Annotated in this window: 12 protein-coding genes; 1 reads left to right on the plus strand and 11 read right to left on the minus strand. The window is 42.6% G+C overall.

Going from position 1 to position 15942, the window contains the following annotated elements; translation table 11 throughout:
• Positions 1-517 precede the first annotated feature (517 nt).
• The 4 genes from KJS65_RS06935 to KJS65_RS06950 form a co-directional block, all read right to left on the minus strand.
• Positions 518-973 carry a DinB family protein gene (locus KJS65_RS06935; RefSeq protein WP_213649154.1) on the minus strand — a complete coding sequence of 152 codons (456 nt, stop codon included), beginning with the start codon at positions 971-973 and terminating at the stop codon, positions 518-520.
• A 163-nt stretch (positions 974-1136) separates the two neighbouring features.
• Positions 1137-1439, minus strand: a complete 303-nt coding sequence (locus tag KJS65_RS06940; RefSeq protein ID WP_213649155.1) for a hypothetical protein — start codon at positions 1437-1439, stop codon at positions 1137-1139.
• 2 nt (positions 1440-1441) lie between these two features.
• Positions 1442-1645, minus strand: a complete 204-nt coding sequence (locus KJS65_RS06945; RefSeq protein WP_213649156.1) for a helix-turn-helix transcriptional regulator — start codon at positions 1643-1645, stop codon at positions 1442-1444.
• A 207-nt stretch (positions 1646-1852) separates the two neighbouring features.
• Entirely contained in the window at positions 1853-2803 is a 951-nt protein-coding gene (locus tag KJS65_RS06950) for an RNA polymerase sigma factor (RefSeq protein ID WP_213649157.1), read from the minus strand.
• A gap of 325 nt (positions 2804-3128) precedes the next feature.
• Here KJS65_RS06950 and KJS65_RS06955 point away from each other — a divergent pair, with 325 nt between their 5' ends.
• On the plus strand, positions 3129-3329 hold the full coding sequence (locus KJS65_RS06955) for a cold-shock protein (RefSeq protein WP_136605620.1): 201 nt from the start codon (positions 3129-3131) through the stop codon (positions 3327-3329).
• Between the two features lie 159 nt (positions 3330-3488).
• Here KJS65_RS06955 and KJS65_RS06960 read toward each other — a convergent pair whose 3' ends face one another.
• The 7 genes from KJS65_RS06960 to KJS65_RS06990 form a co-directional block, all read right to left on the minus strand.
• On the minus strand, positions 3489-3917 hold the full coding sequence (locus tag KJS65_RS06960) for an SRPBCC family protein (protein ID WP_213649158.1): 429 nt from the start codon (positions 3915-3917) through the stop codon (positions 3489-3491).
• Between the two features lie 140 nt (positions 3918-4057).
• Entirely contained in the window at positions 4058-8197 is a 4140-nt protein-coding gene (locus KJS65_RS06965) for a carbohydrate-binding protein (RefSeq protein WP_213649159.1), read from the minus strand.
• 399 nt (positions 8198-8596) lie between these two features.
• Positions 8597-10384: a sensor histidine kinase gene (locus KJS65_RS06970; RefSeq protein WP_244864422.1), complete on the minus strand. Its 1788-nt coding sequence runs from the start codon at positions 10382-10384 to the stop codon at positions 8597-8599.
• Positions 10385-10422: 38 nt separating this feature from the next.
• Positions 10423-11859, minus strand: a complete 1437-nt coding sequence (locus tag KJS65_RS06975) for a response regulator transcription factor (RefSeq protein WP_213649161.1) — start codon at positions 11857-11859, stop codon at positions 10423-10425.
• A gap of 394 nt (positions 11860-12253) precedes the next feature.
• Positions 12254-13849: an extracellular solute-binding protein gene (locus KJS65_RS06980; protein WP_213649162.1), complete on the minus strand. Its 1596-nt coding sequence runs from the start codon at positions 13847-13849 to the stop codon at positions 12254-12256.
• Positions 13850-14022: 173 nt separating this feature from the next.
• A complete protein-coding gene (locus KJS65_RS06985; protein WP_213649163.1) occupies positions 14023-14895 on the minus strand; it encodes a carbohydrate ABC transporter permease in 873 nt (290 codons plus the stop codon).
• A gap of 14 nt (positions 14896-14909) precedes the next feature.
• Positions 14910-15860: an ABC transporter permease gene (locus KJS65_RS06990; protein ID WP_213649164.1), complete on the minus strand. Its 951-nt coding sequence runs from the start codon at positions 15858-15860 to the stop codon at positions 14910-14912.
• Positions 15861-15942 lie beyond the last annotated feature (82 nt).

Genomic DNA, 15942 nt, shown 5'->3' on the forward strand with positions numbered 1-15942 from the left:
GCAAATGCGAAGGACCAAATTCTATACTGAACTGCCGCATAACCTGTGGAGGCCATTAACATCATTCCTACAAACGCAGTTAAACCAAGGGTATACTTCTGCAAGTTGTGGAATGTCTTCAAAAATACTTCCTGTGCGTTATCCTCGGCTTCCGCATAATTGCCCAGCATATGATAACATTAGAGAAAAATCGGTTTTTGATAAACCTCCATGATTTTCTCGAATTTTTCTGTGCTCTCTCCTCAGGATCTTGGTCAGTATCCTCGCGAAAATCACAGAACTTGTACCGATAAAACAAAAAAGCCGCTGAAATAGCGACTCTCAACGGGACTATGTTCTGGTCCTCCGACTCTCTTCGTATAAATTCCATTATCAAGCAGGTGACACGCATAGGTATGACGAAAGCGATGCGAATATATCAGCTAGCCGTTTTAATACCCACCTGATCGTTGGAATAGCCATTCGCTTTATTGGATGTGTACCAGTTACAAATAAGGCTTTACAAGATACTTACAGCTCATTGCCTCGCGAACGTGATGTAATCGACTTGGATGGGCTCTGCAGATTCGATCCGAAGTGCCCGGTTAATCTGTCCCCGGTGATATTGCCCATGTAAGAGGACCTGCGACAGGATGTCCCGGACGGACGATCGGAACGGATCTCCGCTCTGGTTTGCATAGTCGACCATCTCATCCAAACCGGATTCCTTGAGCCCTTCGATATAGACACGATATTGCTCGGCATTTTCATCGAACATCGTCCGGATCGCCGTCAGGTCTTCCGTTTCCTCCCACAGCGAATATAGAGCGCTGCCCTTGCCCTGCAATCGGGACAGCCAGACTCGTTCCGCGACCGCGACGTGTCGAACCAGCTTCAGAAGGTCCTTGTTCTTCGTCGCACTCTCCTCGAGCGCGTCCAAGATGCGTCCGTCCGCCCAGTACAGGTGGTCCATCATGCGCTTGATCGTCTTCATTTCGGTTTCCCCCTCTTCGTCTCATCGATTCCTTGAACCTGGTGTTATCCGTTAGTTTAATCATTTGAATATTTTGCTCAACTAATCTGCACTTGAACTATCGTTCCCCGTTAGCTTAACACCTATATTTTAGCGATTGTCAATCTAACATGCTCGATGTTCCCTATAGCTTAATATTGTAATACACGCTCGAGAACGCCCATCCTGCCATATGAACGAGCAATACAATCCCCAGGACTGGAGCTGCAGACAATTTCACACCGCATACTATCATGATGAATAAGATATAGATTGCTACCAGCGTAATTTTCCATGCGGATGCTTGAGATTTACTTGAAATGACATGAAATCTTTCATCAAGTCCCCTTTGACGCGCTGCTTGCTTGCGACCCCACCATAACCCGAGCAATCCTCCAAAAATGCCGAGCAGTATCATCAGTAAGACTCCAACCTGATTCAAACTCATGATCATTCACTCCCTTTGTCAAAAATAAATACATCTTCAATGTAACGATCGAACACTTTCGCAATTTTATATGCCAATTCTAAGGATGGATTAAATCGGCCATTCTCAATGGATATGATCGTCTGTCTCGAAACACCAACTCGTTCGGACAACTGTTCCTGTGTTAGCCCTATAGCTGATCTTAAATTTTTAATACGATGTTCCATCCAACCCCACCTCAATGTAAAGCTAGCTTTACGTAAAGTTTACTTTACTTTCATTTTGATGTAAAGCATAGTTTACATCAGTCAAATACTCTTTATTTGCGTAAAACAAAAAAACAGCTTTAAGTAAAAAAGAAACCTACATCCTAACTAACCGCTCAACTGCAGTCAGATATAATGTAGGTCTATCAATGTTTTGAGCTTAAAAGACTATATTTTCTCGCGCCAATCCAGGTTTGGAGCTTTCTGCAGCTGCACCGATACGCCAAGTGTTTCTCCTGCTTGGAGCAACAACTCTTTACAAAAATAATAACCTCGATGATACACAATCCGATTGTCTTCGAAATCATATTCATGAATATCGTGAAGAACAAGCCCTAGCTCAGTTTCAGCCAATACCACGAATACTTTCCGGCCCCACAAAAGCTCCAACGAAACATGCAAAACCGGCCCTCTGTGTTTGAAAGAACCATTAAGCATTTCTCGCTTTGAATATTCCTGAAATCCGGGTTTTGCATCATTATGAATACTTTCCTCAAACATTCCAAGAATACTGTCCACATCGCCGCTTCTCATTGCCTGAAGTAAGGTATCGAGCAGCAAAGCGTTGAATTCAATTTTTTCAGGATGAATTGGATCAGGTAATATGTTGCGATGCTTGCGAATATTAGCCCTCGCACGGTTAAGAGCTGCATAGACCGAACCTTCGGTCATTCGTACCATCCCTGCGACGTCGGAAGCGGTAAAATCGTATACTTCCATAAGCAGGAAAACAGCGATTTGCCTTTGCGGCAGATACTGGACCAATACTTCTAGTGCCTCAATCATTTCCAATGGATCAACTGTTTCTTCTGGAAAATCGTTGGAGTCCTGTTCTGAATACGTATCCATTGAAATCTTTTTCTTCCGAAGCCCGTCAATTCTCGTATTTGTAGCAATTCGGAACAAGTAAGATTTTAATGCGATCGGGTGCCAGATCTGGGCCATTGTTGCAAAAGCTTTCAATAACGTTTCTTGAAATAGGTCCTCTCCATCCCAGGGAGAACCCGTTAAATAACGGCAATATCTCCAAAGTGATGGGCGATGCGGTTCGACCAATTCCTCAAATTTCTTATGTAATGCTCGAGTCTCTTCAACAATCGGATCATAAGATTGAGACATGACATCCATCCCTTCCTGTTTTCCTTATGTAAGACGTTTAGAATGTTGAAAATCATACGGTCGTATTAATAATATTTTTATTTGGTATGATCCAGAGTATTAGTTCTTCATATAGAAAGGAATCCCTCCATAAAATTCGCTTACTTGAGGAACTGGTTATTTCAACCAATCTAATTCCGTTTAACAAACAACTCAAATAAATTGCTATCCGTTCAATTTACTGATATTATAATAAAGAATTATTTTTGTTCGGATTTCGTCTTGAAGATCCTGAGAGCAAGGATAGTAAATATATGTGTGGTTATCACACTAGGAGGAAATAACAATGGAACAAGGTACAGTAAAATGGTTTAACGCAGAAAAAGGTTTTGGCTTTATCGAACGTGAAGGCGGAGAAGATGTATTCGTTCATTTCTCAGCTATTCAAGGCGAAGGCTTCAAATCTCTTGACGAAGGTCAAAGAGTTACTTTTGACGTAGAAAAAGGTCAACGTGGACCCCAAGCTACTAACGTACAAAAAGTTTAAAAATGATAACAATAAAAAACAGACTCTTTAATAAGAGTCTGTTTTTTTATGGTCCAGAAAAACAAATTCAAAACCCTACCCAAGCAAATAAGTAGCGAAATGGTACAGGTACATATCGACAGTTTTCAGACCACATCTTTGGTGTTACTTTATTTCGTGCTAAAACTTTCTTTTATGATACGGAAGACCCTCGCCGTCTTCGCAGTACTGTTTAAGACTGTACAAAAAAATAGCCCAGTTATAATTACAAAGACGAAAAAATGCGGTCACTTCCGCCCAATTCATCTGACGAAAAATGATTGAAGTTCTCCCGTTTTTTTCCTCAATATCAAAAGAAATAGTCGTACCTATCCATTCTGGATCTGAATCTACACACTTCCACAAAATCTTTTTATCGGTAATAAGTTCATCCACTCGCATCTTTGTTAAGCCTTTGCCGCCGAATAGGAACTCATTTATACAACCGATCTGATCATTAACTTTTAGTTCATTTGTCCATATTTCTGAAAGCCCTTTTGCTGTGGTTAAAGCTTCATATACTGTAGAAGCTGGAACATTCACAGTCTGTAAGTGTTCGATATTTGCCATATTACTCATCCTCCTTTAAGGATTTAGTTTATGAAATGATATATCTGTCTACTTGAATGACAAACGGCAATAACTCAAAACGTCCCGGCACCATCCTTCGGTACAGGGACGTTCTTATTAGTTAGTCGCTATTTGGCCGTCTACTTGCTCAGATTTGCGCTCCACACCTCAATGAGTGCCTTTACGCTCCGATTGAGCGTTGTCTTTGATTGATCAGAAGCCTCTTCCTGCTTCTTCTCTTTATTCAGCTGCTTCAGCAAATTCTCCAGATGCTTGATCCCCTGCCTCCAGTCTGGCTTCTTCTTGCTGACCGCATCGGCAGCATGCTCAAGCTCCTTATCCAGCTGCTTCCAGATCTTCTCGTCTAACTGTCCGGCTGAGCCAAACCATTCCAGCAGCTGTCCGATGGCAGGAGCGTTCATGGGGGCAGGTAGAACCGTGAAATTGTCATAACTCGTTTCATTCGTGAACGTCCGCATGCCGACCTTGCCGTGTGTGAATGGATTGCCGCTGCGGTCCGTGTAGTCGATAACTGGCTTGCTCATATCATCGACATACACTTGGATGCGGGCATCTTGCGCAACGACTTTCACATGCTTCCATTCACCTGTCTTCACCTCGAGCGGCGCCCCTGTCAAATAGGTCCAGCTGTAATTCAGCTTGCCGAGATGAACACCCTGTTTGTTCAGGTATGCGACATAACCTTGCACGAAATCCGCATTGTTCTGATTCAGCTCCTTGCCGTGAGCGGGGTTGCTCGCCCGCAACAGAATGCCTCCGTCGCCTGTATCGCTAATCAGCTTGATATCAGACTCCACACTGTAATTCGACCAATTGGCATCTCCAATCAACGTTTTCCCGAAGCTGCCGACCGCTGCCTGATATTCGCCGGTATGAGCAACCTTCGGTAGGACCGGATTTTGATGAATACGTATTCCTTGGAAGTCGAATTCACCTTTTACGGTTTCGACCTTCAAGGTATGTGCGCCCGCCGGGAGATTGATGCCTTGCTTCGTTGTTGTCGCCCAGTTCTCCCAGGTGGCAGAATTCGGAATGTCGACTTCACCGGTTAGATCGGTTGCATCGTCAAGCCACAACCTAACCTTCGCACCGTCCATCGATGTAGCGGTCACAAAATCGACGTTGTACACGCCTGCCTTGGCAATATCTACATTGTAGGCCAGCCATTCGCCGGTAGCGTTCCACCCCACATTATAGCTGCCGCCCGCATTTCGGCGGATGTCGACCGCATCATTCCGATATTCCGTACCGATGTTAGCGGGAGTCAGATCATGGTAGCCTGTACCTTCACCGCCTGCCTTATAATTAACAGCCTGAATAAATCCGGGCAGCACATGCGGCTTATTGAATTGGGTGAGCGACAGTCTCGTCATGTCAAATTCGCCTTTAACAATTTCGACCTTCAGTTCATGATCACCGGACGGCAGCCTAATACCGGATTTCGTCACCGACTTCCACTTATTCCAGTCGCCTGAAGCAGGAACGCCTAGTATACCTGTCAAATCAGTCGTGTCATCCAACCATAGGCGGACTTGTGCATCCGTGAATGTCGTAGCTGCCCACAAGTCGAGATCGTATAGTCCCTCTTGCGCAACGTTTATATTGTACTTCAGCCATTCGCCTGTTTGATTCCAGCCTACGATCTGATCACCGGATGCAGCGGATCGAATGTCGACGCTATCGGTGCGGTATTTGCCTCCAATGTTCGCAGGCGTTAAATCATGGTAGCCTACACCTTCACCGCCGGGCTTGTAATGCTCGGCTTCGATGACACCGGGTACGGGTATCGGCTGATCTGTCCTCGTTATCGCTATACTTGCAAAATCAAATTCTCCGCGGACCGTCTCGGCTTTTAGCGTATGCTTACCTGCTGGCAGTGTAACTCCGGATTTGCGCACCACATTCCAGATGTTCCAGTCGCCGGTCTTCGGAATGTCTACAATACCGGTTAGATCCGTCGTATCGTCAAGCCATAACCGGATCTGACCTCCATCCAAAGTAGTAGCCACTTTGAATTCTGCGTTATAGGTTCCGGCTTCCGCTACGTCAATGTTAAACTTCAGCCATTCGCCCGTCTGGTTCCAGCCTACGTTGTAACCGCCGCTGACCGGATTGGAGCGAATGTCGACCGAATCTCCTCTGTACTGGCCGCCGATGTTTTGAAGTGTATTCTCATGATAACCGACACCTTCGCCGCCAGAGATATAGTGGACCGTACCAATCTCACCCGGGATCGGATGATAAGCGTCGTAAGCCTGCTCCTCCTCGGCAATGTCGCTCTTCACGCTCCAGAAACCTTCATAGCGCTGCCAGCCGTCATCCTTGCCATCATCGAAGTTATCATAAAGAACCGGAACGTCCGCGTGTTGGTGGAACGTCAACTTGTCCATCGAGATCGTACCCGATACGACAGTTACCTTTATGCTATGCTCACCTGCCGGCAGTTCTACCCCATTCAGCTGTGCGGTTTGCCATCCTGTATCAGCAGAATTGGTATCTCCAGCCAGCTCAAACTCGCCCAGCGGTTGTCCATCATCCAGAGTGAGCTGTACTTTGCTGCCCAGAGCTGCATCCGCATAAGAAAGGTCGATGTCGTATTTGCCTGTTTCCGCGATGTTCAGCCGGTATTGCAGCCATTCGTCCTTCTCGAAAGCGGTGACATGTGAGGTGCTGTCATCTGCTTTGCCCGTATCCACGCCATCTCCGCGGTAATCACCGATTGTACCCGGCGTCTGGTCGTGATACCCGACCCCTTCGCCGCCCGACAGGTAATGGACGGCCTCGACTTGGCCCGGTACTGGTTTTGCGGCGTCATTATCGCTGCTGCCGTTTACGTCGTTGCTGAAAGCGGCATAACCGAAATTAGCCTTCGCGTTCTCCGTGACGTAACCGATGCTGCCGCCGCCAAGCATCACACTGCGCGTCTCCTTCAGCATGCCGTCGACGTAGATCTTGAACGTATCTCCTGTCTTCTCAACGCGGATATTGTGCAGCTTCGTATAATCGTATCCTTCAGGCAGCGGGCTCTCCACCCATCCCAGATCGGCGCCGTTCACACGGAACTGCGTCTGCAGCGAATTGCTCGCCGGATCTAAAAGCGCTGTGCCGAAATTGTTATCGTCCTTGTAGGAGAATACGGCCCCGAGCCGTTGGCCTCCGGTATTGTTGGACTCAGCTAACTGGAGGTTAAATTCTGCCGTATAGCTGCTACCGGCCGTAGCAGTGGTCAACAGTCTGCTAGTACCGACGGCTTGCTGACGTAGAAGTCCGGAATCAATGCTCCAGCTGACACCGTCCGCATTCGTCCACGCCGGGCTGAGTTCTGCACCATTGAACCGGTCCTCGAAATCCGGCATCTCCGGATCCGGCTGCTCGGTTGCCGTCGGCCCGAGCACTGACATTTTATCCCCGTTGAACACGATCCGGTCCATCCCCAAATGTCGAAGAGGTCCGACAATGCCCTTTCCTTCGAGATTGTGGTAGATGATATAGCGGGCATCCAAGTTCGGGCCGACGACGACCGTATTATGGCCGAGACCGACTGTCGGACCTTCCGTACTGATTAGAATCGGATTATCCGTATCACGCACGAATCCCGTGAGCGGGTTTGAGCTGACCGCGTAGTCGACCCGATAGCCTTTGCTGAATACATGGTTGCCGGTATACGTCATATAGTATTTGCCGTCGCGCTTGAACAACGTAGAACCTTCTGTCCAACCGTTCATGCTTGCACCTGTATTGACGCTGCTGCCGATCGACGTTGGCGTAGGCATCGTAGCCGCGAGAATGCCCGCTGCGCTTGCATGATAGAAATACCATTTGCCATCATCGTCAATGAAGACGTTGCCATCGATCGAATTGCCTAAATTGCCCGTCTGCACGGTGAACGGACCGGTCGGGCTCTCGCTGCGAAGCACGTAATGACCATTGCCGGCAGGAGATGTATACATGTAGAAGTAACCGTTCCAATAAACAACTTCAGGAGCGTAAGCTCCCTTCGTAACCGGATCTGTTGCGGCCAATCCTCCATAGCTCCAGTGGACAAGGTCTGGCGAGCTCCACACTTTGACTCCGATATCGGTATCTCTCGTGCTCACATATAAATAATATGTACCATTAAATTTCAAGACGTAAGGGTCGCCAAGCCCATATTGTCCCCATTCATCCGGCAGCGATGTCGGATTTTTATAGGCGAATGCCGCCTGAGGGGCAATCAAGAGCAGCACACACAGCACGACCGCAATGCTTCGTTTTAACATCAAACTTATCACCTCATCGATTTTAATTAAAACGCTTTCATATTTGGATGATCATATGAATCCTTACTGCCTCCGTTATCTCATCACCTCATTTCATACAATATAATTGTAATATAACGTGAGTATATCGGCATTTTCCAGGCGAAGTCAACGTTTTCCTCCAAGATTAATGAATAAATTAATGAAATATTCACTTTATTGACCTTTAGTACAATAATCTTGTATTAAATGAAATGATGGTGAGGGATTTGTTCGACAGGTGATCACACCCGTAGGGAATATAAAAAGAAGCTGTCCGCGACAGCTCCTTTAAGATCATTAGTCAATCAACCTCATCAGCCAGACTTCCTGTTTCAGCGGCAGACAATCAGGATTCATTGCCGCTGTCATCGTAATCCTTCAAATGTGAGGGATCTTAACAAGTACTGTAGTTCCCCTACCGATCTGACTTTCTATTTCCACTCCATAGCCTTCTCCGAACAGCAGCTTTATCCTGTTATGTATATTGGATAGACCGATATTTTTGCCATCCAGACTGTTTTTCATTCTCTCCGAATATTCCATACTCAGCTTTGCTTTAATGCTCTCGAGCTCGTCTTCAGCTATTCCTATTCCGGAGTCGGAGACTTGAAAACATACATCTCCATTAGAGTCAATATGACCGCTCACACGAAGATGCCCCCCTGCATCCATACTTTCCAGCCCATGATATACAGAATTTTCAACAATGGGCTGCAAGATCATTTTAGGTGTTTTCATTTCCAATAGCTTTAAATCCACATTTACTTCCATCAAAAACTTATTTTCATATCGAATTGAGATAATATTCATATATGCCTTAATACATTGAATTTCTTCATTAATTAGAACAAGCTCATCATTTTTAATACTATATCGAAAGATCTTGGACATGGATGAAGTAATCTGCGCGATTTCATTGATGCCGTATTCAAGTCCGATACTGCTTATGCAATTTAATGTATTATACAGGAAATGCGGGTTGATTTGACTTTGCAGGGCCGAAAATTCAGCCTGTTTCTTGCTGAGCTCTGACTCATATAATCTTACCTGCGTGTTTAATATATCGCTTGACATCTCTTCCATTTGGTCAACCATGCTATTGATATCGTAGGCCAATACGCCAACTTCATTGGTGGAGCGCACCTTTATCCGGAATCCTATATCTCTTTTACCAATTTTTTTCATATCGGCTACAAGCCCCATGACAGGTCGTGTCAGATTATTCAAGAAAAAGTATCCCAGAATCATCATACTCAGAATGATACCGATTCCTGCTATAATACTCGTGTTTTTAATATCGTTCATGTCGGTTGTTAATTCGTGCACCGGAACAATACTTACGATCCGCCACCCCTTAGCCTGATCCAAGCCTTTTTCCTGAACGATGACGTCTTTCCCGTTTATATTTGTTTTGACGCCATTGGTTAAACTACCCTGATCTACGGTGAGTATATCTTTGAATAAATTACCACGGTAATATGCGTTATTTGAAACAATGACCTCATTTCGGCTGTTTAATAGATACAAAGAAGAGTTAGGCGTCAAATCGGTATTTTCAACAAGTTCTTGCAGCTTTTCCGTATTCACCATAACTGAACAATAGCCGGTTTGCTCAGAAAAATGAACCCCGCCAATAGATTCAATAATCGGGGCTATATAAAAGAAATATTCACTTCCTGTTTTTTCGTCTTTTAAAATATTTGTAAACGTTCCTTTTTTAACAGACTCACTATCGTTTTTATATTGCTTGAAAAATTTATCATATTGATTTGAGTAAAAGATGTCACCCTTTGCAATAGCTAAACTGTAAATTCGTCTTCCTTGATTGTCATTAATAACAATCCCATTCACATAGGAATTAAAGGACCTCATATATTCCATGAGATCAATGACATAGGTGCCAAAATCAAAAGCCCGTTTATAATCATCATCAGCAGTGGTAAATTCCTGGATCTTTCTATTATTAACAGCAATATTTGTACTAACTTCAATATCGTTAAAAACGGAATCTATTTTTTGGCGTGTTTGTTCAATGATTTTATTTCCATAATTCACAGCCCTTTTCTGGGTCAGATTATAGAAGCTGTAATAGAAATAGAACTCCATCGTTGTGAATATGATGATCGAAAATAAAAAAATAAGTAAAATCTGATGTTTGAGTTTCATTCTACTAATCCGCAAACTCCCCACTCCATCCCCAACCATCAACTTTTTCTGAATTTCGAAGCTGTAATCCCGCACTGTTTTTTAAATACTTTATTGAAATAGTAGTAATCCGCATATCCTACTTTGGTTGCAACTTCTTCAATTGACAACACTGTATGTTTCAGTAGCTCACAAGCCTTTTTAATCCTCAATTCAGTAACATATTCCGAAAAGGTTTTACCCAAATTTTTCTTGAAAAGCTGGCAGCAATACACTTGGTTAATAAAAAATTTCACGGATAAATCTTTAAGATACAACCTATGCTGAAAATGATTGTCAATGTACTTCACCATCTGGGTAAAATATGAGTTGATATCACCTTCATTGATAGACTGGCTGTTCAATTGCTTGATGTATATAAAAATGTCATTCAGAAAACTGCACAAGGACTCAAAGTTTTCAAATCGCTCCTTCAGTTCGGAATAATTAAGGAAATCAAGCTCCATGTATTTCAGCTCTTCGTAATAGGTACTAGCCAACAGACTGACCACTTGATTCCATAAGTGAACCAACTCTCCCATACCTAATTGATTGTGCTTGAAAAAATACACAAGTCTTTTAATGATGTCATCCATTTCTTCAAACTTATTCTCTTGAATAATAGATGAGATTTCATCAATAAAGGGCTTAACCACAGTTAGCTTTGACTCATATTCAAATATCCCCGTTCCTTCATTTAAAAATATTTGTGATGCTGCGAGATCTGCTTCCTTGATAAGCTTTGCAATATGATCACAGGTAGTTGAAGTACTGCTGATGCCTACCGCTTTTATATCTGATCTCGTGAAAACTGCACAATCTAATCCGTCATCTAAATCAGATCTTGTGTCACTTTTGAGAATATATAGCGTCTTTGTTGATCCAAATTCAACTTCCAATGTATGGTTACGATCAAAGAACTTTAAGTCCCTATACCCCTTGTTCTCAATACTTGAATAAATGATAAGTACACGAAAGTAATCGTCAGATAAATGGTCAAAAAATTGTGTTAATCGATTTAATTCACTTTTATCACCTGAGGTTAGCGCTTCTAGAATAAGGTTATTTCTACTGCTTCTTTTTTTTGAAAAGTGCAAGGCCAGTTTCTCTATCAATGGATCTGCCGTCTCCATGTCCATTGGCTTTAAGCAATAATCCAGCGCACCATACCTTAAGGCTTCCTGCGCAAAGGCGAACTCAGAGAAACCGCTTACAATAACAAATTCAACATCCATTCCTTTTTCTTTGGTAAGCCTCATTAGGTCAAGACCTGAAATTTCAGGCATTCTTATATCTGTAAAAACCAGATCAGGACGCTCCTTGCTTATAAACTCCATTGCCTTATGAACGCTTGTAAATTGGCCTGTTATCTCAAATCCATATTTATGCCAGTTAAATGCATTCCGAATGCCTTTTATCGCCCAAGGTTCATCATCTATAATAATAACGCTATACATAGGTACCCCCTAGATATATTATTCCGTAAATACCCATTTTTTTGCTGGCAAGATGACAAGATGCCTGCTAGTTCCTTTACCGATATGCGCGCTGGACCATTCGTCTGTTGAATCGCCGGGTGATCGAACTGAATATTCTGGATTCTGTATAACGGGAGACGTTTCGCATGGTGTAAAAAATACTTAAGAAGACAATGGCATTATATCACCGAGCAGGACAGAGGAAAATAAAACATTTGTATCCTGAAATTTGATTCTCGGTCATGGTACTAATCGTTCCGTAGTAAAAGCCTATGGATATAACGCCGTTATGTCCACAGGCTTTTTACTCAACAACGTTTTTTTTTCATATAAGCCGTTGATAGATCAACGTCCAATATTGAACATGGATGGTTTATTGTTTCTTATTTGCTTGCATAGCCTTATAAATTTTCACATTTTCATCCATAACAGCCTTCCCGCCTGCTGCCATATACTCCGCAACTAACTTATCGTACAAGGTGTCGAATTCCGAAGGCTTACAAACGATAAGTTTATCCGTCATTTGATTGTTCATATCCCCAAGCGTTTTGCCGAACTTAATATTGGACTTATTTGGAGTATCATAGAAGAAGCCTGTGTATGTGTCTGTCGTATTTATTTTGTATGATTGTTCTGCAACATCTTCAAGTCCGGGAGCCGAGGCAGCTAATGCCTTAATATTTTTCTGAGGGTCGCCAAGCTCCACGCCATTTACAACCAGTGTATAATCAAGATTTAGATAGCTGGTTTGCATGTTATCCCCAGTTTGATTGATCACCTGCGGAATACCATTCACCATCTTGTGATTAACCCCTTCCTGTCCGTATTGCAAGAAGAATAATACTTTGGGGTCGGACATCCAGTTTAGGTATTTAATTGCCAGTTCTGCATTTTTACTGCTCTTCGGGATAAAGAGGCTAATACCGTTTTCATTGTACGCAATTTTCTTGTATTTTCCTTCATCATTCTTAAATGTGTCAATAGGAACAAAGTTTGCACTAGGCACATTTGCCTTTAATGGCTCACTGATATTTTGACGCAGCGGATAATCCCAGTTTGCACTGAAGAATCCGACTTTACCGTTGGTCACGTCAGCATCCACTTGCTTTGCTGTTTTGTCTAAGGCGAAATCAGGGCTGATTAATTTTTCATTATAAAGCTTGTTGAGGAACTTGAATGCATCCTTGTTTCCGGGTTTTAGCCAGCCTGGAGTTGTAACGAATTCTTCCTCCGACTGTTTCCCCCAGAAAGAGTCAATTAAATTTCCATAGCCATAATTCATACCGGTTGCTGCCACTCCCCAAGGAATAATACCATCTACGCCACCCGGATTTTTATCTCGGAATGCAATTAAAGTATTATATAATTCATCCCTTGTAGTAGGAATTGGCATACCCAATTTATCCAGCCAGTCCTTTCTAATAAACATGCCAATCCATGCTAGTGAAGTTCTTTTGGCAGGTATCGCCATCTGTTTCCCATCAAAAGCTCCATAAGAAAGAACTGTTTTCCCCAGATAGTTAGTCAAATCCTTTCCGTTATTATCCAATAAATCATCCAATTGCAGAATGCCATTCATGTTAGAGTATCTTGAGACTGTTGCACTGTCATAAGTAAAGGATATATCGGGTGCTTCGCCCGCTGCCATCAATACATTGAGCTTATCGACTTCCTGTGACCTAGGTACCGGAACAAATTTCACAATAGCATTGTTCTGTTTCCCAAAATTATCATTGATATACCTAGTCCAAGTATTATTGTTTAAATCCGGCTGTCCCTGTATGCCTCTGTCAAATACTTCAACTGTTAGGGTAACCGGCGAATCTGAAGACTTGGCTTCTTCCTTTGACGTTGACGTCGTTGATGACGTTGACTGGCTTTCTTTTGTTGTATCGCTGCCACATCCTGCCAATGTACCTGCTAATAGCGCCAAAACCGGTAATAAAACCATCATTATTTTACTTTTCATATGTAACCTCACTTTTCAATTAGTCATTTCGATGCTTTATAGCCAATTATTCATCGTTCCTCTCAGGAGTTGCTTTCCCATAAAGCTTGAGTTTTTTCTTCCTGACCGTCGACCCAATAATCACCCCCTTTAGAGCCGTCTTTTGACAAGCAATATGAATATACAAATACTCGTCAACCCTTAATGGCCCCCGTTAATACACCATCAACAAAATACTTTTGAAGTTTAGGGTAGACAACCAAAATAGGAACAGTTGCAAACATAACACTCGCAGCTTTCAATGACTCAGGAACAATAAAGGCGCCAACACTGCCTTCACCTTGCTGGGTATCTAGTTGTTGATTTGCCGTTATGATTTGGTACAGTTTTAATTGGATCGGATACAAGTTCTTACTTGTGATATAAAAGAGGGCGTCCTGAAATCCATTCCATCTGTCAACCGCGTAAAAGAGGCTTAACGTTGCTATACAAGGCAAAGATAGTGGTAGAACAATCCGCATAAGGATTCCAAGATCATTACACCCATCTATAGATGCCGATTCTTCCAAGCTTTCCGGAAGTGAGGAAAAAAAGGTTTTTAGTATAATCACATTGAAAACACTCATAGCTCCAGGCAAAATCAAGCTCCCGACCGTATTGATCAAATCCAGGTTTTTTACTAGCAGATAGCTTGGTATTAAACCTCCACTAAAGTACATGGTAATTACCATAATGGTTAATAAAAAATTTCTTCCTTTTAATCTTTTCTTTGTAAGCGGATACGCTGCACATATGGTTAAAAACATACAGAAGATTGTATATATAATCGTAAGTACAATTGTGTATCCGAGTGTATATATCATTTCAATATCGCTTAAGATCGTTTTATACGTTTCGATTGTGAACTCTACCGGCCAAAGAGAAACCTTCTGAGAAATAATTGCATTATTTGAACTTAGTGAAAGCGCAATCATATACAGGAATGGAACAAGACATATAATCGCTACTCCAGAAATGAAGATAATAATAAATAGATCAACCCAATTCATTCTTAGCCTGCTGCTCATCAAATTCACACTCCTTACCAAATTCCATGCTCGCCAATTTTTTTAGCAATAAAATTCGCTGCCACTAAAAATATCAACCCTACAATAGATTGAAATAGTCCAACTGCGGTTGCCTGCGAAAAATCCCCGGACCCAATTCCTATCCTGTACACATAGGTACTGATGACATCGGAGTATTCGCTCACCAAGGAATTCCCCATAACAAACGGACGATCGAATCCTATCGAGATCATTCTTCCAATTTGCAATATAAGCAACATAATAATCGTTGGCTTAATCCCAGGCAAAGTAATATGCCAGATTTTACGAAGCCTGCTGCACCCGTCAATATCTGAAGCCTCATATAAATCCTTATTGATTCCGACAATTGACGCTAAATAGAGGATGGTCCCCCATCCTACACTTTGCCATACCCCAACACCTACATACATGATCAGCCAGTTCGTTTTTTGAGAAAGGAAATCAATGTTACCCAAACCAAGGCTGGACAAGACGCTATTCGCCATGCCGCCTGAAGAAAACATCAGGTATACCATACCGCCAATAATGACCCATGATAAGAAGTGAGGTAAATATAGAAGTGTTTGGGTTAATTTTTTTAATCTTATGTAACGGAGTTCATTCAATAAAATGGCCAGTATGATCGGTGCCGGAAACCCCGCTACCAAATCCAGAAAGTTTAATGCAAGTGTATTTATAAGAGCACGATAAAAGCTATTCTGATGAAAAATGAAACTGAAGACATCAAGCCCAACCCACTCGCTCCCGCTAATTCCCTCAAAAATGTTATAATCCTGGAAAGCCATCAAGACACCGTAGATTGGAGCATATTTAAATATGATGATATACGCCAATGGCAGCAGTAAAAGTAAATATAAGAGAGAATCTCTTTTTATACTATGGAAGCTGCTTATTTTTTTCTTAATTCGGAGATTGTTTCTCTGGTTGTCTAAGACTGCTTTCACTTCTATCAACCCCTTAATGAATAAGATTTAACAAAACATCCGCAAGTAGAGTCATTTGCGCTACTCAGCTGAAGATATCTCG

Origin of the sequence: Paenibacillus sp. J23TS9, from assembly GCF_018403225.1 — a bacterium.
Taxonomy (GTDB): Bacteria; Bacillota; Bacilli; order Paenibacillales; family Paenibacillaceae; genus Paenibacillus_AQ.